This is a genomic window from Sporosarcina sp. P33 (assembly GCF_002077155.1).
Classification (GTDB): Bacteria; Bacillota; Bacilli; order Bacillales_A; family Planococcaceae; genus Sporosarcina.
Map to the genome: position 1 here is coordinate 2163760 of NZ_CP015027.1, position 17936 is coordinate 2181695.

Annotated in this window: 22 protein-coding genes; 18 read left to right on the forward strand and 4 right to left on the reverse strand. The window is 40.6% G+C overall.

What is annotated here, in order from left to right; translation table 11 throughout:
* The first annotated feature begins 19 nt into the window (after nucleotides 1-19).
* Nucleotides 20-925, forward strand: a complete 906-nt coding sequence (locus SporoP33_RS10795; RefSeq protein ID WP_081243710.1) for a chemotaxis protein — start codon at nucleotides 20-22, stop codon at nucleotides 923-925.
* A gap of 88 nt (nucleotides 926-1013) precedes the next feature.
* Here SporoP33_RS10795 and SporoP33_RS10800 read toward each other — a convergent pair whose 3' ends face one another.
* Both SporoP33_RS10800 and SporoP33_RS16020 read right to left on the reverse strand, forming a co-directional pair.
* Nucleotides 1014-1193, reverse strand: a complete 180-nt coding sequence (locus tag SporoP33_RS10800) for a hypothetical protein (protein WP_081243711.1) — start codon at nucleotides 1191-1193, stop codon at nucleotides 1014-1016.
* A 74-nt stretch (nucleotides 1194-1267) separates the two neighbouring features.
* Nucleotides 1268-1441: a hypothetical protein gene (locus SporoP33_RS16020; protein ID WP_155961337.1), complete on the reverse strand. Its 174-nt coding sequence runs from the start codon at nucleotides 1439-1441 to the stop codon at nucleotides 1268-1270.
* A 222-nt stretch (nucleotides 1442-1663) separates the two neighbouring features.
* Here SporoP33_RS16020 and SporoP33_RS10805 point away from each other — a divergent pair, with 222 nt between their 5' ends.
* From SporoP33_RS10805 to SporoP33_RS10830, 6 genes are all read left to right on the forward strand, one after another.
* Entirely contained in the window at nucleotides 1664-2086 is a 423-nt protein-coding gene (locus tag SporoP33_RS10805; protein ID WP_081243712.1) for a hypothetical protein, read from the forward strand.
* Nucleotides 2087-2352: 266 nt separating this feature from the next.
* The gene (locus SporoP33_RS10810; protein ID WP_081243713.1) at nucleotides 2353-2724 is read left to right on the forward strand and encodes an iron chaperone; all 372 of its coding nucleotides are present in this window, start codon (nucleotides 2353-2355) and stop codon (nucleotides 2722-2724) included.
* Between the two features lie 207 nt (nucleotides 2725-2931).
* Nucleotides 2932-3483, forward strand: a complete 552-nt coding sequence (locus SporoP33_RS10815; RefSeq protein ID WP_081243714.1) for a hypothetical protein — start codon at nucleotides 2932-2934, stop codon at nucleotides 3481-3483.
* A 152-nt stretch (nucleotides 3484-3635) separates the two neighbouring features.
* On the forward strand, nucleotides 3636-3932 hold the full coding sequence (locus SporoP33_RS10820) for a DUF5412 family protein (RefSeq protein ID WP_369821978.1): 297 nt from the start codon (nucleotides 3636-3638) through the stop codon (nucleotides 3930-3932).
* A gap of 123 nt (nucleotides 3933-4055) precedes the next feature.
* Nucleotides 4056-4697: a DUF3885 domain-containing protein gene (locus tag SporoP33_RS10825; RefSeq protein WP_081243716.1), complete on the forward strand. Its 642-nt coding sequence runs from the start codon at nucleotides 4056-4058 to the stop codon at nucleotides 4695-4697.
* 141 nt (nucleotides 4698-4838) lie between these two features.
* Nucleotides 4839-5447 (forward strand): CPBP family intramembrane glutamic endopeptidase, encoded by a 609-nt coding sequence (locus SporoP33_RS10830; protein WP_081243717.1) that lies wholly within the window; start codon nucleotides 4839-4841, stop codon nucleotides 5445-5447.
* 170 nt (nucleotides 5448-5617) lie between these two features.
* Here the strand turns inward: SporoP33_RS10830 and SporoP33_RS10835 are convergent, their stop codons facing one another.
* Nucleotides 5618-6034: a DUF1259 domain-containing protein gene (locus SporoP33_RS10835; protein WP_231293235.1), complete on the reverse strand. Its 417-nt coding sequence runs from the start codon at nucleotides 6032-6034 to the stop codon at nucleotides 5618-5620.
* Between the two features lie 321 nt (nucleotides 6035-6355).
* On the opposite strand from SporoP33_RS10835, the gene SporoP33_RS10840 reads away from it, so the two are divergent.
* The 5 genes from SporoP33_RS10840 to SporoP33_RS10855 all read left to right on the forward strand — a co-directional run bounded on the left by SporoP33_RS10840 (nucleotide 6356) and on the right by SporoP33_RS10855 (nucleotide 10926).
* The gene (locus SporoP33_RS10840; protein ID WP_081243718.1) at nucleotides 6356-7309 is read left to right on the forward strand and encodes a calcium/sodium antiporter; all 954 of its coding nucleotides are present in this window, start codon (nucleotides 6356-6358) and stop codon (nucleotides 7307-7309) included.
* 75 nt (nucleotides 7310-7384) lie between these two features.
* A complete protein-coding gene (locus tag SporoP33_RS10845) occupies nucleotides 7385-7654 on the forward strand; it encodes a hypothetical protein (protein ID WP_081243719.1) in 270 nt (89 codons plus the stop codon).
* Nucleotides 7655-8615: 961 nt separating this feature from the next.
* Complete coding sequence (locus SporoP33_RS16025) at nucleotides 8616-8768, forward strand: hypothetical protein (RefSeq protein WP_155961338.1); 153 nt, start codon at nucleotides 8616-8618, stop codon at nucleotides 8766-8768.
* Between the two features lie 12 nt (nucleotides 8769-8780).
* Nucleotides 8781-9248, forward strand: coding sequence for a cytochrome c oxidase subunit II (locus tag SporoP33_RS10850; RefSeq protein WP_081243720.1), 468 nt, complete (start codon nucleotides 8781-8783; stop codon nucleotides 9246-9248).
* Between the two features lie 13 nt (nucleotides 9249-9261).
* Nucleotides 9262-10926 (forward strand): cbb3-type cytochrome c oxidase subunit I, encoded by a 1665-nt coding sequence (locus tag SporoP33_RS10855; RefSeq protein ID WP_081243721.1) that lies wholly within the window; start codon nucleotides 9262-9264, stop codon nucleotides 10924-10926.
* Between the two features lie 130 nt (nucleotides 10927-11056).
* On the opposite strand, the gene SporoP33_RS10860 is transcribed toward SporoP33_RS10855, so the two are convergent.
* A complete protein-coding gene (locus SporoP33_RS10860) occupies nucleotides 11057-11836 on the reverse strand; it encodes a DeoR/GlpR family DNA-binding transcription regulator (protein ID WP_081243722.1) in 780 nt (259 codons plus the stop codon).
* Nucleotides 11837-12299: 463 nt separating this feature from the next.
* Here SporoP33_RS10860 and glpK point away from each other — a divergent pair, with 463 nt between their 5' ends.
* From glpK to SporoP33_RS10885, 6 genes are all read left to right on the forward strand, one after another.
* On the forward strand, nucleotides 12300-13808 hold the full coding sequence (gene glpK / locus SporoP33_RS10865) for a glycerol kinase GlpK (RefSeq protein WP_081243723.1): 1509 nt from the start codon (nucleotides 12300-12302) through the stop codon (nucleotides 13806-13808).
* A 106-nt stretch (nucleotides 13809-13914) separates the two neighbouring features.
* A complete protein-coding gene (locus SporoP33_RS10870; RefSeq protein WP_081243724.1) occupies nucleotides 13915-15315 on the forward strand; it encodes an NAD(P)/FAD-dependent oxidoreductase in 1401 nt (466 codons plus the stop codon).
* Nucleotides 15315-16145 carry an FAD-dependent oxidoreductase gene (locus SporoP33_RS10875; protein WP_081243725.1) on the forward strand — a complete coding sequence of 277 codons (831 nt, stop codon included), beginning with the start codon at nucleotides 15315-15317 and terminating at the stop codon, nucleotides 16143-16145. The genes SporoP33_RS10870 and SporoP33_RS10875 overlap by 1 nt, the downstream gene beginning before the upstream one ends.
* Before the next feature lie 18 nt (nucleotides 16146-16163).
* On the forward strand, nucleotides 16164-16268 hold the full coding sequence (locus SporoP33_RS16475) for an SRPBCC domain-containing protein (RefSeq protein ID WP_255363015.1): 105 nt from the start codon (nucleotides 16164-16166) through the stop codon (nucleotides 16266-16268).
* Nucleotides 16255-16614, forward strand: a complete 360-nt coding sequence (locus SporoP33_RS10880; protein WP_255363041.1) for an SRPBCC family protein — start codon at nucleotides 16255-16257, stop codon at nucleotides 16612-16614. Before SporoP33_RS16475 ends, SporoP33_RS10880 begins: the two co-directional genes overlap by 14 nt.
* Before the next feature lie 155 nt (nucleotides 16615-16769).
* Nucleotides 16770-17843 (forward strand): C45 family autoproteolytic acyltransferase/hydrolase, encoded by a 1074-nt coding sequence (locus SporoP33_RS10885; protein ID WP_081243726.1) that lies wholly within the window; start codon nucleotides 16770-16772, stop codon nucleotides 17841-17843.
* Nucleotides 17844-17936 lie beyond the last annotated feature (93 nt).

The following is a 17936-nucleotide window of genomic DNA, read 5'->3' on the forward strand; positions in this document are numbered from 1 at the left end:
TCTGAGAGGGTGGAAGAAATTGTCCAATGATTCAGGTATTTTATTGGAAAGCGGCACAAATGAACTGGAAATTGTCGGTTTTGAAATGCAGGGTAACCGTTATGGCATCAACGTGATCAAAGTAAAGGAAATCATTATGCCGCTGCCTATTACACCGATTCCTCATGCGCACTTTGCAGTGGAAGGTATCATCCAGTTGCGCGGAGAAGTGCTGCCGGTCATCAGTATGGAGAAAATCTTAGGGATGGCGCCTTCCGTCAATCCGCAAGATGCAAAATATATTGTTGCTTCATTCAATAAGCAGACTGTCGTGTTCCGTGTGCACAATGTGACACAGATCCATCGTATTTCCTGGAATCAAATCGAGAAACCTTCGGGCATTTATGCGGCGGAGAACTCACAGGTGATCGGCGTCATTAAACTGGACGGCGACATGTTGCTGCTGCTTGATTTTGAAAAGATTATTCTGGATATCAATCCGGAAGCAGGCATTAACGTCGATCAAGTGAAAAAACTTGGAAAACGGGAACGTTCTGATAAACGAATTTTAATCGCGGAAGATTCGCCGTTATTGCGTAAATTATTGCATGATACACTCAGCGAAGCGGGCTATGAAAATCTGGATTTTTATGAGAACGGTCAGGATGCGCTGGATTATTTGATGACACTGGCGACGGATGACGTCGATGTAAAAAAAGAGATTCAACTCGTCATCACAGATATCGAGATGCCGCAGATGGATGGCCATCATTTCACGAGACGGATTCGTGAAACGCCGAAACTCGCGGAACTGCCGGTCATTATCTTCTCTTCACTCATTACAGATGACCTGAAGCACAAAGGCGACAGTGTCGGAGCGGACGATCAAGTCAGCAAGCCAGAAATTGCTGAATTGGTATTGAAGATTGATAAGTATATATTATAAGAATGAAAGACTTCCGTTTCATGCGGGAGTCTTTTTTCGATCGCGCAGTAAAAACACGCCACTTTGCGGTGGCGTGTTGTGATGTTATTTATTTATCGTCGTCTTTTTTCACGTTATCGTCTATCGGAACATATTCTCCCTTAAGTCCATCTTTCTTGATGTCGTAGTATTTGTCTGCACCTACGCCGCCTTCATCAATCATTCTTGAAATACCTTTCGTGCGCATTTCATGTTCTTTAACAATTTTTTTACGGTCATCTTTAGTCATGTTCGTCTCCACCTTTTACTAAAATGTATTTTCGGAAAAAGTTGTGTGACTGTCAAGATTCATCTGCCGCTAAATTAGTCTTTGCTGTTATTGTCCTCGGGTACTTCAATGATTTTTTCTGCTGGCGGCACTTTTTTAATATTATAATACTTATCCGCGCCCATTCCGCCTTCACCGATCATTTTAGAGATCTCCTTCGTGCGCATTTCGTTAGTCTTCACAATTTCTTTTCTGTCGTCTTTACCCATTTATAATTCCTCCTTTAAAATAAAAGCGTATTTTACTCTTTGGGGAAATGGAATGTGTGACAGTACTCTGTGATGTATCTACACTTTTATTTTACCACAAATACGTCATGGGTAGGGGGATTGGAGTTACTCTGTCAGCCTATTAACGGAAAATGCCGCTATTAAAAAGACAGTTGATAGAAAGAAATGGTATATTTATTGAATCGAAGGGAGTTGTGTAATGTGAAAAGACTTTTTTTACTTGTTATTGTGATTAGCAGTCTGCTGGCTAGCTGCGGTGAAAATACAGTATCTTATCGGGAAGTGCCACAGGAAAAAGTCAATGAAAACGTGAAAATCTTCATTCAGAGTGTACAGGGGATTCAAGATCAGGGACGAAATGGAATATATAAATACTACGATAAAGAAAACATTCAATATTTATATGTGACTCAGGATTTTCTCGCTGACGGAAAAGGTTTTGGCGGGTTAGATATCGAAACAGATGCAGATTCAATGCATTTATATTTAAAAGAAAGTGAAGAGCCGACAGAAGATACGTATCGGCTGTATCGAATTGAATCAAATCGTGAATTTACGTATTCAAAGATTTACAAAAATGGTGAAGAAACATATTTCGGTACGATCGGCGTGCGCGGCGATTAAAAGTATACGAAGAAGGGGTATCATAGGATTATCATTAATAAATTTAGATGTATAAATGTAACCTGAATCTCAACTGTCCATTTAAGCTATTCAAGATGCAGAGCATAGCTTCAACTCATCGATCTGCATCACAATTTTACATTCTATTTGTTCTGTATGTATATTTGTATTAAACGAACAGGGGTGTAAACTGAATAGCCATTGCGCATCTGTCAGGCCATTATGTTGAAGCCTCAGATTTGAGAATAGTAATTGGAGCTGAAAATATGACAAAACAAAAACCACAAACTATTGAAGAATATGTATCTCAATTCCCGCTGGAGACGCAGCGAACATTAGATGCTTTGCTGACATGTCTTACTGAGGTAGTTCCGGAGGCAGAAAAGGAACTAAAATGGGGTGCTCCCGCATTTACTTATCGCAGGATTTTGTTCACTGTTGCAGCATTTAAGAAGCATGTAAATTTCTATCCTACACCTGCCACAATTAATGTGTTTAACGAAGAACTCAAACCTTTCTCAACAACTAAAAGCGCAATACAGTTAAAATTGAATGAGCCTTTACCATTAAAATTAATCCGTGAAATAGCCAGCCATCGATTGAAGGATGTAGTGGAAAATGATGCAAAATGGATGTGAAAGCCACGATTATCTGACGGGAATAATTTATAACATAAGTATCCAACTACCGGGTTGTTAAAGTTTATGAAATACGTTCTATTTAGTCATTTAGTAGATTTGCGCGGAAGCCGCGGAAAGCATCCGTATGCAGCGCAGATCAACGGATTCAAACCGCCATCCAACTAACGGCTGGTTTTTCTAATTAAGAAGTTTGGGGGTGCAGTGATGACAAGTTTTTTCAGATACTCCCTTTTTCTGCTCATTTTCCTTCTGTCCGGTTGCAGCGGCATTGCGAAGTATGACGATCATGAACCGGCGGCCATTGTGAAAGGGCAGGAAATTACAATTGGGGATTTACGGTTCTTATATCCAGATGAGACAGCATTGGATTATTTGGACGGAACAATAAAATTAGAATTGGTAAAGCAGGAAGTGCAGGAAATGGGTCTCGATATCACTGGAAATTTAGAAACAGACCAAGACTGGTTTGCAGAACTGCCTCCTAAAAACACAGAAGATGAAGGCGGCAGGCAAATACGTAACTTTGCTGAATCTCAAGCAAAAAAATTGAATATGGATCCAGAAGAATACCAAAAGGAGTATGCCAGAAGAATAAATGAACTCAATGCAAATCTCATTACCTTTCTTGAAGAAAAATTAGACGGCTATCAATTCGGCGATGAAAAGATGAATGAAGAAGCGAAACAGTTGTTGGAGAAATTGGCAGAGGAGAATAAAGAGGAAATTAAGGTGCTGATTAAACCAGCTGCACGGTAAATGGGTCAGCTCTTTGCCAAGGCTGTAAAGGAGTTATTTTTTGAATCTATGAAAGAAATTCATATAAAAGGTGGGCAAAGCCAATTAATAAAAATACGTTAAAAGTGTTTTTAGTCGTCAGTTTATTGTTAACTGCATTTATTGGTTATGGGGTGTATTGGGCGTTCTATGATATGAGCAGATTGCCGACAGGAGAATACGTGACGGAAGAAACATCACCTGATGGAAAATACACAGTAAAAGTCTATGTCACGAACGGAGGGGCTACTGTGCCCTATGCTATTCGCGGAGAATTGGTTTTCAATCAAGAAAATAATAAAACGAAAAATATTTATTGGAATTATAAAGAGGATACGGTAATTATCACTTGGACAGATAACGATACAGTAGTTATTAATGGGCATACCTTGAATGTGCCAAAAGATAAATTTAATTTTAGACAGCAATAACACAGTACTTCATTGTTGGGCACGATTGCCGTATATATAATGAAGCCTATAAAGATATAAAGCCAGTTTCTCTGCGAAGACCCGTGCGGTTTTACAGGATTTTTCTAGAAAGAAGGAAGAAACATGACGCTAAATGAGTGTATGATGAATAAATTTCCTGGCCTGAAGCTCGGGTCGCCTCTTTTTTACTCGTGGGATACGAGCTTACGGTTCGAACTTGGAGTGAACGAAAGCTCTGTCAGTATTCATGAAAACCCGCTGTATTTACAAGGGGTATACCGGCGGGCAATTGACTTATTTGAAGCCTTGCATGCTCCTGAGGATGAGCTTTACCTTGTGGTTGATGCGCACGACTTTGGAAAAGGATATGCCCTGGGTCGGAAGCTGAACGTCTTTGCGAAGTATGTAAAAGACCATTCAGTTTTGCGCCGGCTGCAGCACGAGAGCTTGCCATACATCTATCCGGAAGATGATGAAGCCTGGGACTGGCGTACACATCGTTTCAGTTTAAGATGCCGTCGTTCGGATTTCCAGTATGCGTCACTTCTGAAAGCGGTCTGCAACCAGGATATGGGCATACGTCCGAGCATTCACTATCCTGTCTACTTTGTGAATGAAACGAAAGGCACGGTCTTCTATGTCTACGATGACAGGGGCTGTGATCTGCTCGGAGCGGACAAGGAAGCAATACGCTGGGTGTATGAAGAGTGTAACAGCTGGATTTTAGATTATGACCGCGCAGAAATTGATGAGGTGTTCACTTGACTTGGCAAGACAGTCAACTGGCAGCGCTGGTTTTAGATATTGTTGGAAACTAGTAAAAGAATAGAAGCATGGCAATCAGCAGTGATGGTTATATATATTATTTTAGCTTTATTCCAGTCATCTAGAGAGGAAGTCATATGTATGGATCATGTAAAGAACGGATCAGAAAATATAAATCGTGATTTCAAAATCAAAGACGCAGTTTTTGTGTTTTCTTCGTTTACATTCGTTTGTTCTGCTGTAATCTTTGCGCTTGTGATTTATGATGTGCTCACTATTGGAAATATATTTTCTGTAAATAATCCAATAGAATCGATCATGATTGCAGTTATTTCTTCTGTCGCTTTATTAGCACTCGGGGTCCTCTTAACCTTTATCATTCCATCGAAACACATTGACGACACCAATAAAACATATCAAGACCATTCATTGTCAGCTATTATTATTTTCATGTTTATAATTGTATTGTTTGAGGAACTGTTATTTAGAGGGATTATTCAAAACCTGCTCTTCGTATTTACAGATCACCAATGGATTGCCATTCTGTCGACGACTTTATTGTTTCTGGCCGCCCATGTCCAATATTTTAAAAAGCCAATTATGTTTTTGAATATCTTCATTCCAGGACTGGTTTTTGGCTGGATATATTTTAAAACAAATAATATTTTAGTTCCGGTTTTCGTTCATTTCATTTTGAATGTCGGAATGACTATTTTATTTAAATACAAAATAATAAATTTGAAGCAATGATTTTCTATTTAAACTAACGGATGGTTATATAAAAATTCCAGGCAAACTCTTAGTCGATGGGAGTGGTAGGCGGCAACTCCATCGGGTTCACCGCCCGCTCCGCAAAACGCATTCGCCTGGAACAGAAATCAGCGGTTCTTTAAAAAGAACGTGCGCAGATATTATGATGCTTACGATACAGGCAAACTGCTTAATTGTGAGAATGCATACTTCATTTTTTGGGCAAACTGAAGCGGCGGTTCAACTGACTGGGCGTGAACATACATAATTTGTGGCGGATCAGTCACAAGCCAATGATTGTGAACGGCACTTACAGCGATGCCCTGTTGTGTCAATGCATAAACATACGCCGGAACTTCCTCTTGCAAAACCGCTGTTTCAGAAATGTTTAATGCATTACCCTGGTTATCTAAATCTTGAAAGTTGACGCCAACACCTAAAATCGATGAAGCATCTTTGCCCATCATTCTGACACCAAATGTGCGGTGTAATGATACGGAACAACTTCCGTTTTGTATGTTGCTTTTTCCATTTAATATCTTGGCAAAATCATCGCAAATTGAATTAAAATACATGCTGGTTTCCATCGTTTCCCCCCTGGGTTACCCTATGCATACAACTTACAATAGTCCACCGGATAAGCTGTAGTTTTTAAATGTTTGCAGCCGGCATAAATGTGGGGTCAATTAAAATCATCAGTCAAATAGTTGACCACAGCCCTTGAATTACAATGGCCCTTACATGTAAAGGGCAGTTCATAAAACGAAGGGGTGCAGTACCAGCATTGGCAAGCATTGCATGTGCGGGAAGCACCTAATGTCTCAATCATAACAGGGCCTGAGGGGTTCACTCTCAGGCCGTAAGCAAAAGGTTTGAAACTACAATTCCGTGATAGGAGATACAAGCATATGTCATATGTTTTACTGATTGTTGGATTTATATTATTAATAAAAGGGGCCGATTTTTTCGTTGACGGCTCCTCTAATATCGCAAGACTGCTGCGCGTCCCGCCTATTTTAATCGGGCTGACTATTGTTGCGCTTGGAACAAGTTCTCCGGAAGCGACTGTCAGTATTATTGCGGCGTTCGGAGGGAATGCGGATGTTGCTGTAGGTAACGTTGTGGGCAGCAATATTTTTAATATCACCGTTGTAGTTGGATTGGCGGCTTTCCTTTTTCCGCTGAAAGTTCAAAGTGAAACTATCAAGAAAGAAATTCCATTTACGATGCTGGCGAGTATTGTCATGCTCGTGCTGATGAGCGATATAGCACTGCAAGGTTTCAGCAGTAATGTACTTACTCGCAGTGACGGGATTATTCTTCTGCTATTCCTATCAATTTTTATGTATTATGTAATTGAACTTGGCCTGAAAAGCCGGCAAAATGCCGTGCCTGTCTCATCCTCACAGAATATCAGCTGGGGGAAGAATATTGTCATTACTTTGTTAGGGCTGATTGCCATCATTTTTGGAGGAGATTTGGTCGTCGATAATGGCACGAAGATCGCTTATTCCCTCGGCATGAGTGAAACATTGGTCGGACTAACAATAATTGCCATTGGAACATCTTTGCCTGAACTTGTAACGTCTATTTCGGCGGCGCTGAAAAAAGAAAGTGAAATTGCTCTGGGGAATATTGTAGGGAGCAATATTTTCAATATCCTGTTTGTATTAGGAGCTTCGTCTGCCATTACGCCGATCGCGGTGAACGAAAAGGTTTTTATCGATGTGGTGATCATGATTGTGTTGACCGTGGTGCTGCTGTTGTTCTCGAGAACTGGTTTCAGGATCGGAAAGCGTGAAGGTGTAATGCTGGCAGCGGCTTACGTAATATATCTGGTGTATATCATTCTGCGTAATTAGTAAGCACTGCCTGTGTAAGCTTGCCGGCTGGAATGCCGAAGTTCCCCGGACTTATTAGTTAAGGGAGGGAATTCAATGTTTATATACTACACGCTTTTCTCTCTGTTTATATTTTTGGTTGTGATCAGTGCTGTTGTCGGCTTTTTATTTCACGAATTAAGTGACAAAATAACATCCTCCAAAATAATAAGCCTCCTGGCAGGAGCGGCTGCATCCGTAATTGCCAGCAGCCTGATAACTAAGCTTTTGCTTTCAGATATTTGGAATCTTTACGCAGCGGCTATAGCAGTAACTCTAGTGTTGTATGTCATTCTGGTCAGATCATTAAATAAACATTATAAGTAGGTTTATTTTCGAAGGCCATTTGGACAGCAGTATCAGCAATTCTTTCCGAATCGAAGAATGAATCAGATTAATAAAGAAATAACTGAAACATAAAGAATTATTTACTCTGTTTAGTAATGCGAGTTTTCCATACAAGATAGTAATAATATTTGTACCTATTTTGAGTATCTGGCCAATAATGCTTATAGTCCCTCAAAATAGAAAGGGATTATTTGAGCCGTACGTAAGTAAACGGAGACAGTTTCTAATCGGATACCGTGCCATTTACAAAAGATCTATCAGAAAAAAATAATAAAACCATTACATCGTCCCTTTATATAGAGGGGCGATTATTTTTTTGTAAGATCCGTAAACTGATTGCCGACAGTCCTTTGTGATGGTTGTGATGTTGCAGCACCCATACAATTACTTTGCTGAGCAGACTTTTATTCTTGACGTACATCAAGGTTTAAGTCCACTGGATGTTTCATACTATAGTTAAAGGTTAGATATACAGTAAATAGTCCTTGTCAAATGACGTTAGTGAAAATCTATTCCTTTCTCCGTTTTTTGGATAGGACATTGCTATCGCCAATGATTTAGATTGCACAGATAAAAGTCTGGATGATAATAATAAATTGGATGAATTACGTTTGATAGCACCCAGCTGCCTGACTAGTAATCTGAAAATTAAAATTAGATAGGTAAAAAGAACTCAGTAAAGTTCATACCCAGCAAAATACGCACATCATTCGAAGGAAAGTTTATTGGTACAGGTTAAATGCAGTAAAACATTGCCAACCCGAATAAATCTTTTATGCCTCGGCAGCGGGCAAAACATCATCCTGTTTATTAAAACAGAAAACTTCATATAGTAACTGGGTTTTCATCTGTCTGATAATAACTCATTCATTCAATTGGTTACGGTTACAATGACTTACTATACATTTTCATTAAAGACTTATCTAAAGGGGGGGACAAAATGAAAAATTCACCAACTAAACAAGTGAACAATGAAGAGACAGTGGATGAGAAGTCATTCAGGAACGCGATGTATGCTTCCATCCTATTCGTTGGAGGGGGTATCGCATTTTTTTGGCTAATATTATTCATCATTTTTTCAGTAAGACTATAGGGAGGGAATCAAATGAAGATGCATCGATATGAAAAGATCTGGCTTTTCTTGGCTGCTTCCATGCTGGTTATTGCAGTAGTGTATAGCGGAGTACAAACCTTTGCATTAGGTCAGGGACCGCCAAGTGGTGTAGGTATGATTGACCCGGAAAAAGTTGAGGAAACAGCGCCGTTTGATAATCCGGGGATTTCTAAAATCGGTGAGAATGAATATGAAGTTGTCATGATATTACGCGCATTCTCATTCGAGCCGAATGCAATTGAAATACCTGCTGGTGCAACCGTACATTTTAAAATGACTTCTACTGATGTAATGCATGGTTTTCAAGTTATTGGAACAAATTTAAACGCGATGATCATGCCTGGTCATATTCAAGAAGCGAAACAGAAATTTACGAAGCCCGGTGAGTATTTAGTAATATGTAATGAATACTGCGGCATAGGTCACCAATTAATGAGTATGACAATTACAGTTAAATAGGGAGGTGAATGAAATGGAAACAACAGAAAAGAAATTCCGTAAACTATCAGGCGGAAACAAGCTGGATTCACGTCTTACATTAACGTATTTCTCAATCGCTTTTGTCACTTTGTTTATCGGCGGACTTCTCGGTCTGCTTCAAGGACTTAACCGTGCCGGATTACTTGAACTGCCGGCAAACTTTAACTACTACCAGGTCTTAACCGCGCATGGTATTCTATTAGTTTTAGTGTTCTCCGTGTTATTTGTAATCGCTTATTTTTACTCAGTGCTTTCTCATACAATGGACGGTTTATTTCCTGTCGTTAGAAAGATGGGATGGATTGCTCTCGTTACAATGCTAATAGGGGTAGTTTTTGTAGTTACTACAGTCGTAATGGGCAAGGCATCTGTTATGTATACATTTTATCCGCCTATGAAGGCATCGCCATGGTTCTATGTCGGTTTATTCATTGTTGTTGCTGGCATATGGATGGCGGCTTTTGGCGGGTTTATTCAAATAGCCAAGTGGAGAAAGAGAAACCGCGGCGAACATATACCATTACTGGCATTCTTTGCAATGGGAGTTTTCACACTTCTCTTTTTTGGAAGTCTTGGTGTAACAGCAGAAGTGTTAATGCTTATACCTTGGGCGTTTGGCTGGACAGAAAAAATCAATGTAATGCTCAGCAGAACTTTATTTTGGAGCTTCGGCCATACATTCGTAAACATATGGTACTTAACGGCAGTTTCTTTATGGTATGTAGTTGTACCAAAAGTGATTGGCGGGAGATTATTCAGTGATACGTTAACAAGGGTAGTAGTTATACTGCTGGTTGTTTCTAACATTCCAGGCGGCTTTCACCACCAAATTGTCGACCCGGGAATGTCAGAAGGGATTAAATTGACACATGCACTGATGAGTATGGTCATCGGCTTTCCTTCCTTAATGACAGCATTTGCTATGTTCTTCGTATTCGCCCGCGTCGGCAGGAAGAAGGGCGCAAATGGGGTATTTGGCTGGATTACAAAAATGCCTTGGGGAGATGTGCGTTTCCTGGCGCCTATGATCGCGATGATTTTCTTCATCCCGGGGGGAGCAGGAGGAATTGCTCAAAATGCGAACCAGTTGAATCAAGTCGTTCATAATACGTTGTGGGTTGTAGGTCATTTTCATATAACAGTTGGCGTAACAGCTGTGTTAACCTTCTTTGGTGCAATGTATTGGCTGATACCTTATTTGTCAAAGCGGACACTTACGCCGGCAATGAATAAGTTAGGCGTTATTCAAACACTCATATGGACTCTGGGAATGCTTTTCATGGCCGGTGGTATGCATACGGTTGGTCTTCTGGGTGCGCCAAGAAGAACGTCTTATACGACATACGGTGATAGTGCTGTCGCTGCAAGCTGGGACCCATATTTACTTTTGTTGGCGGTGGGAGGAACACTGTTAACGATAGGTCTCGTGCTGATCGTCTATATTGTCTTCAATTTAATGTTCTTTGCGCCAAAAGGAGATACAGAGTTTCCTATTGCGGAAGGTGAAGATAATGCCAGTGATACACCGAAATGGACTGAACGCTGGAGTTTGTGGATCGCAATTATGCTGTTTATTGTCGCTTTCGGGTATGTAATCCCGTTGATTGACATGATAGGAAATGCACCGCCGGGATCAGCGCCATTTATTACATGGTAGGCGCTGTAAGTATCGGGCGTCTGCCGCTTATCTAATCCGGGCCATGGCGTGAAATAAAAGAAAAAGTCCCGCCATCTCAATGATTGGCGGGACTTTTTGATGTGTATAGATATGATACAGGGGAGGGGAATTACTTTACTTCCGACGGATCCGTATAACCTATTACTTCTATGCCTTTATCGATATACAATTGTGCAGTTTTATGGCTTAATTGATTATCCGTAACCATGACATCTATTTGACTGGTCGGGCATACTTTCACAAATGCCTTTTTGCCGAATTTACTGTGATCAGATACTGCAATCACTAACCTTCCGCTCTCGATCATCGCTCTTCTTACCCGGGCTTCTTCAAGATGATAGTCAGAAATCATGTCAGCAGTTATACCGCCTGCGCCAATTATCGTTTTATCCACCGTGAAGTTTTGAATTAATTGTTCAGAAATAGAGCCTGATAAACTTAATTCGTTCGGACGTAAAATCCCTCCAAGCAATATGACCCTAAATGTCGGTACGTCCACTAACTCTTCCGCTATCACCATACTATTTGTGATGATCGTTAAATTTTTCTTTTCTTTTAAATGGCGGGCAACTTCTAAAGTCGTTGTTCCCAGGTCAATCATCAGACTGTCTCCATCTTCCACAAGCTTTGCTGTCTCTTTTCCAATATGACTCTTTTCTCTAGTGTACTCTGTGTATCTCTTTGTATACGAAGGTTCCAAAGCAGGCTCTTCTTTCAGTATTGCTCCGCCGTAGATCCGCTTTAACTTGTTTTTTTGCTCTAAATATTCCAGATCTCTTCTAATGGTCTCTATGGACACCTCAAATTTTTTGCATAGCTCAGAAACTTTTACAATTTTATTTTCATGTAAAAGGTCGATAATGATTTCATATCTCTCTTGTGCTAACAATGTAGAACCTCCATTTATTTGTAGTGTGTTGGCCGCATAATTTACTGTTCATCATTTCTTGTAATGGCTGCGTATGGATGGTCGTCTTTGTGGGCAAAGAAAGACTTTCATCCGTTATGTGCATTCAGTAAAATTCCTCCATCTAATTTTATCACAATAGGATCTTGGGATTCTCAAATAGCTGCGGCAATCATTTACTTTAGATCTGACTGTAAAGCTGTAACTCTTTTCATAAATTATTGCTATCGCTGACTAATCCTCCCAGATTCTTACTCTTGAAAAAATAACAAATATAGCGGAATATACTGTGCAATTGAAGTTGTCACATTTTATTGAATTGTAACCGCTTTATACTCTTTTTAATGGAAATATATACAACATACCACATAATGCTAGCAAAAAACTACAGAAATGGTATTTGAACAGAGAAATGGTATTTGAACAGTAGATGAGGTGGAAAGAAATGAAGGCGAAACCATCAAATAAATTTTTCATGGGTATTGACCAGGGGACAACGGGTACCACCACGCTCATCTTAAATGATGACTGGGAAGTGCATTCACAAGGTTATATTGAACACACACAGTTGTACCCCCAGCCTGGATGGGTCGAGCACGATGCTTTAGAGATATGGGATAAAACAAAGATGTCCATAAACCCGGCATTGAAAAATGGGGATTTGAAAATAGATGATGTCATTTCACTAGGCATCGCGAATCAAGGGGAAACAGTAGTAGTTTGGGATAAAAAGACGGGGATACCTGTCTATAATGCGATCGTCTGGCAGGATAAAAGAACGGCGAAAGAAGCAGATGAAGTGAAAGAAACGTGGGGGGAGATAATAAAAAGCAAAACTGGTCTCTCAGTGGACTCTTACTATTCAGCACTCAAAATAAAATGGATTTTAGATCATGTGGAAGGCGCAAGAGAAAAGGCAGAAGCAGGACAATTGGCAGCTGGTACGCTGGATACATGGCTTATTTGGAAGATGACAAATAAAGAACTGCATATTACAGACCATTCGACAGCCTCAAGGACAATGCTCATGAATATCGCTGGCGGCTGCTGGGATGACGAGATTTTGGAGATACTGACTATACCCAAATCCATGATGGCGGAAATTAGGTCTTCCAGTGAGCTGTACGGCAAGACTGATCCAACAAGTTTTTTAGGCGCGAACCTTTCAATTAGCGGAAGTATTGTCGACCAGCAGGCCGCGCTCTTCGGTCAGGCATGTTTTAGCGCTGGTGACAGTAAAACGACTTACGGCACAGGATGCTTTATGTTAATGAATACGGGAGAGAAGGCAACTGAGTCAAAAAGCGGATTAATCAATACAGTTGCCTGGTCAATAGAAAATAACGTCTCATTTGCCTTAGACGGAGGCATTTACATCGCAGGCGCAGCGATTCAGTGGTTAAAAGATGGAATAGGTATTATAAAAACTGCTGAAGAAACAGATTCATTGGCACGCTCTGTTCCAGATACAGGCGGTGTGTATTTCGTGCCCGCTTTTGTGGGGTTGGCATCCCCTCATTGGGATCAATATGCCCGCGGGACGATCGTCGGTATTACAGGCGAGACCACGAGAGCACATATTGTCAGGGCGGCGTTAGAAAGCATCGCATATCAGGTGAAAGAAAATATGGATGCAATGGAAAAGGAAACAGGGATTACCATTCAATCCATGAAAGTAGACGGCGGCTTGGTTTCCAACGAATTTCTCATGCAATTTCAGGCGGATATATTGGGAATACCGATTGAGGTGCCAAAAATAACAGAAACAACGGCACTGGGAGCGGCTTATTTAGCCGCATTGGCAATCGGGGAGTTTCGTAGCGTACATGAAATCGCCTCCAAATGGAAGGTAAGTAAAACATACACACCGCAAATGACAAAAGAAAAAAGAGAATTATTAATGAGCAATTGGAGCAGAGCTGTAGAAAGATCAAGGAATTGGGCTGTAAATTGACGTTCATTAAAGCTTCCTGTGGATTTATAGTAGTTTGACTTGTACTTTTGTTGATTGTATACTAACTTACATTACTTATTACTTTGTGTGAAAGGTGTACAGATTAATGCAAAATACAATCAAAGACGTCGTGGTTATTGGTGGCGGAGTCGTTGGAACTGCCATTTTAAGAAGCCTCTCACTTTACGACTTGTCAATCTGCTTAATAGAAAAACAGCCGGATATTTGCGAAGGGGCAAGTAAAGCAAACAGCGGCATTGTTCATACAGGTTTTGATGCGCCTCCCGGTTCATTGGAGGCAGAATGTTTAAAACGGTCACGTGAATTATGGCCGGATTACGCGGAGCAATTAAAAATCCCATATATTCCTTGCGGGGCGCTCATGATTGCAACGAGCGACGAAGAAAGAATGATCATTGAAAGCACGTATATACCAAACGCAGAAAAAAACGGTGCGGAGGTAGAATGGCTGAACAGAGAAGAAGTTCTGGAAATGAATCCGGCCGTTACAGATCAAACGGTTGGTGCTCTTTCCATTCCAGGCGAGTCAATCTGCGATCCATTTACTGCAACCCGTGCATATGCGGAATTAGCTGTATTAAACGGGGCCGAATTGCTTCTCGGAAATGGTGTCCTCGATATTAAAGAATCGAATGACGGCTTTGTCATTGTGCTGGAAAACGGTCAAGAAGTTACTGCAAAATATATTGTGAACGCAACGGGGATAAAATCGGACGAGATCAGTCGGATGATTGGTGATGAAAGCTATACTTTGTCGCCGAGAAAAGGACAATTCATTTTGACAGAAGAAGAAATTCAGATTTCGCAAGTTATTTTGCCTGTTCCTACAGCTAAATCAAAGGGAACTTTGATCTCACCTGTTGTATTCGGCGGCTTCTTGCTCGGTCCGACGGCAGAAGATCAGCTGGATAAGGAAGATAATTCAACCAGCGCTGAAGGAATTGAACAAGTCTTGACCGGCTGTGCAAAGTTAATACCGGAAGCGAGAGAATATAAAAGTCTTCGTCAATTTGCGGGAGTCAGATCTGTCTGCAGCACAGGAGACTATGTAATTGAATCATCAGAGAAAAATAAGTGCTTTATTCATGCCGCCGGAATACGTTCCACAGGATTATCCGCTTCTCCAGGAATTGCTGAAGTGGTAGTAGAACGGCTTGAAAAAGCAGGACTGCAACTGCAGGAAAATAAGAACGCAAAAATCTCGGTTGACAACTTATTTGACGATTCGGAAGAAAACACGGGCGAAATTATTTGTCTTTGCAGAACTATTACGAAAAGCGAAATTACAAATGCATTACATGGTCCAGTTCCGCCGACAACGATTGACGGCGTAAAAAGAAGAACGGGCGCAACTTTGGGTGAATGCCAAGGGAACTGCTGTATCCCGCGAATAATAGATTTATTATCAGAGAATCAAACGCTTGATGAAATTCCTCTAAAAGGTCTGCAAAACTCCCGGCTTGGCGTTAAAGGAGGGACTTTGTGATGAAATATGAACATGTCATTATAGGTGCAGGTATAACAGGCATGAAAGTTATGTTGGCTGCCCAAAAGCTTGGATTGAAAAATGTGCTGCTGGTCGATCATAACCCGAAACTGGGCGGTTTCAACAGCGCAATTTATCAGGAAAAGGGCTTTGAAAAAGAACGGTCTTTAATCAGTGAATGCAATGATACTCCTTATGAAATATGGACAAACTCTACAGTAATCGGGCTGTTTGAGTCATCAGATGATAGTCCTCATGAAATCAATATTCAAACGCCGGACGGCACCAAAGATATTAAAGCCGCTTATATTTACATTTGCTCCGGCAGTTTGGCAAAACCGAGGGAAGCCCACAAAATTGGCGGAACGAGGCCAGCTGGTGTCATGACGTCTAATATGGCTGCCGGGTTATTGGACAGAGATATACTGCCTGGAAACCAAGTGGCAGTTTATGTAAACAGCAAGGAAACGCTGGCTTCGGCAGAAGTGCTGGCTGCTAAAGGGGTTGCTGTACAACAAATAAATGCCGATCAGCACTTGATTCACATGATTTACGGGAAAAACCATTTGGAAAAAATCGATATAATCCATAAGGAAAATAAAGAACTGCAGACAATAGAATGCGACAGTCTGATCTTTAGCGAGGGACTGATTCCGGCTACTTTTTATTTAAGAGGAACGGGAATTGAATTGAACGAAGACCACTTTGTTAAAACAGGCGTGGATGGTACGACCAATGTAAAAAACATACTGGCGTTCGGTACTTGTACCGTTCAGCAAGACGCCCAGGAATCCGAAATTGAAAAGAGCATCAAACAAATATTGCAATAAGTTAGGCGAGGGTAAATCATGAAGATGACAGATTCATTTACTATTTCAGCTCCCAAAGAAAATGTATGGGAAGTATTTATGGATGTAGAAAAGTTAGCCGGCTGCCTGCCTGCCTGGTTGTGAAGGGTTAGTAGCCCTCAGTGATAAAGAGTATGAAGCAGACATGGTCGTCAAAACGATGTTTATGACCATAAAGTTTAAAGCGAATGGCATTCTCAAAGATTCGGTTGAAGGCGAAGAGATGAATGTAGAAATGGTCGGTAAACCGATGAAATTGGCTGGTTTGTTTAAAACGAAAATGAATATAACGCTTGATGAAGTTGGAGATACTGAGACGAAAATCACGTATGCAATGGACTTGCAAATGACGGGCCGGCTGGCAACGCTCGGGGATGTACTGATGAAAGGTACAATCAAAAAGTCAGCCAATGAATTTGCCGAAAACGTCCAGACTTTATTTGCAGGCTGAGCAAGATCATTGATAGTTTCTATTTTACTGTCTGATTCAGTAAAATAGAAAACTGCATCCGGAGTTTTTGGAATATTTTGTTTAAAAGTTATTCTTGAATAGTTATTTTGCGTGATAGAGGAATCGGACAATAAAAAAACTGAAGGTGGATAAACATGAAAATTTTAAATTTGAGCGGTTCGCCGTATGAGATTGGTTTTAGTCATGGAGAACAAGCCAAAAGTGAAGTGGCGTCCAGTATAACTGCGTATGAAAAATTATTTTATAATAATGCAGATATCACATGGAATCAGGCAAGAGAGATGGGGAAAAAACATTTACACGCTATCGAAAAAACGAACGTCGATTTAATTGAAGAAATGGAAGGGCTTGCAAAAGGTGCTTCTGTAGATTTTGAAGACATTCTAGTATTAAATGCACGAAGTGAAATTGTATTAACGCAAAATAAAACAGACGGCTGTACAAGCTTTGCGATCATGCCCCCTAAATCAGAGTACGCATTCTTGGGCCAAACTTGGGATTGGACTTCGGCTCAATCTAAAAGTCTGATTATGACGAAGATTACTCAGCAGAACGGACCGAAAATTCACATGGTCACGGAAGCAGGAATCATTGGAAAAATCGGCTTGAATGAACACGGACTGGGCGTTTGCCTGAATGCTTTACGTTCAAACCTCAAATCAGATGAACTGCCGATCCATCTCGGTTTAAGAGAAGTGTTAAATTCGACGGACATTGAGGAAGCGAGAAATAAAGTAGTAGATGGCAAGCTGGGGTCTTCAGCGAACTTTTTAATGGCTCAGGCAAAGGGCGATGTTCATAAAGCGATAAACTTGGAGCTGTCTCCGAATAAATTTGGCGAAAAGGTCACCGAAGACTCGTATCTTTACCATACAAATCACTTCTGTTCAAAAGCTGTTATTGACGATATTGGAAGCGATAATTTAAGTACGGAAGAAAATTCGTATAGCCGAATTGACCGTATGGGGGAGTTAATAAAAAACTCTACGAAAGACAACATCACAGTGAAGGAACAAGACATAGAAGGCTGGCTGGCCGACCACGAGAATCAGCCAAACTCCATTTGTATACACAAAGTGCCTGGAACGTCAGACTTCACAGATACAATTACTGTCTTTTCGGTAATTATGAACTTAACAAATAAAAGTATGTATTTAAAAGAAGGCCAGCCTTGCCAGCCGATCGATAAACAGCGTTTTAATTTTTGATCACAAAAGTTATAAAAATAGAATTACGTAAGACAAAAGAATATATTCAAGTCCAATCAGATTGATTGACTGAGGAGGATCTCATGGAACAAG

Bases quoted from the DNA above. Each gene is read 5' to 3' on its own strand.
- SporoP33_RS10800 (WP_081243711.1), bottom strand. From the start codon at position 1,193: ATGACTAAAGATGACCGTAAAAAAATTGTTAAAGAACATGAAATGCGC.
- SporoP33_RS16020 (WP_155961337.1), bottom strand. From the start codon at position 1,441: ATGGGTAAAGACGACAGAAAAGAAATTGTGAAGACTAACGAAATGCGC.
- SporoP33_RS10810 (WP_081243713.1), top strand. From the start codon at position 2,353: ATGACAAAACAAAAACCACAAACTATTGAAGAATATGTATCTCAATTC.
- SporoP33_RS10815 (WP_081243714.1), top strand. From the start codon at position 2,932: ATGACAAGTTTTTTCAGATACTCCCTTTTTCTGCTCATTTTCCTTCTG.
- SporoP33_RS10825 (WP_081243716.1), top strand. From the start codon at position 4,056: ATGACGCTAAATGAGTGTATGATGAATAAATTTCCTGGCCTGAAGCTC.
- SporoP33_RS10830 (WP_081243717.1), top strand. From the start codon at position 4,839: ATGGATCATGTAAAGAACGGATCAGAAAATATAAATCGTGATTTCAAA.
- SporoP33_RS10835 (WP_231293235.1), bottom strand. From the start codon at position 6,034: ATGGAAACCAGCATGTATTTTAATTCAATTTGCGATGATTTTGCCAAG.
- SporoP33_RS10840 (WP_081243718.1), top strand. From the start codon at position 6,356: ATGTCATATGTTTTACTGATTGTTGGATTTATATTATTAATAAAAGGG.
- SporoP33_RS10845 (WP_081243719.1), top strand. From the start codon at position 7,385: ATGTTTATATACTACACGCTTTTCTCTCTGTTTATATTTTTGGTTGTG.
- SporoP33_RS16025 (WP_155961338.1), top strand. From the start codon at position 8,616: ATGAAAAATTCACCAACTAAACAAGTGAACAATGAAGAGACAGTGGAT.
- SporoP33_RS10850 (WP_081243720.1), top strand. From the start codon at position 8,781: ATGAAGATGCATCGATATGAAAAGATCTGGCTTTTCTTGGCTGCTTCC.
- SporoP33_RS10855 (WP_081243721.1), top strand. From the start codon at position 9,262: ATGGAAACAACAGAAAAGAAATTCCGTAAACTATCAGGCGGAAACAAG.
- glpK (WP_081243723.1), top strand. From the start codon at position 12,300: ATGAAGGCGAAACCATCAAATAAATTTTTCATGGGTATTGACCAGGGG.
- SporoP33_RS10870 (WP_081243724.1), top strand. From the start codon at position 13,915: ATGCAAAATACAATCAAAGACGTCGTGGTTATTGGTGGCGGAGTCGTT.
- SporoP33_RS10875 (WP_081243725.1), top strand. From the start codon at position 15,315: ATGAAATATGAACATGTCATTATAGGTGCAGGTATAACAGGCATGAAA.
- SporoP33_RS16475 (WP_255363015.1), top strand. From the start codon at position 16,164: ATGAAGATGACAGATTCATTTACTATTTCAGCTCCCAAAGAAAATGTA.
- SporoP33_RS10885 (WP_081243726.1), top strand. From the start codon at position 16,770: ATGAAAATTTTAAATTTGAGCGGTTCGCCGTATGAGATTGGTTTTAGT.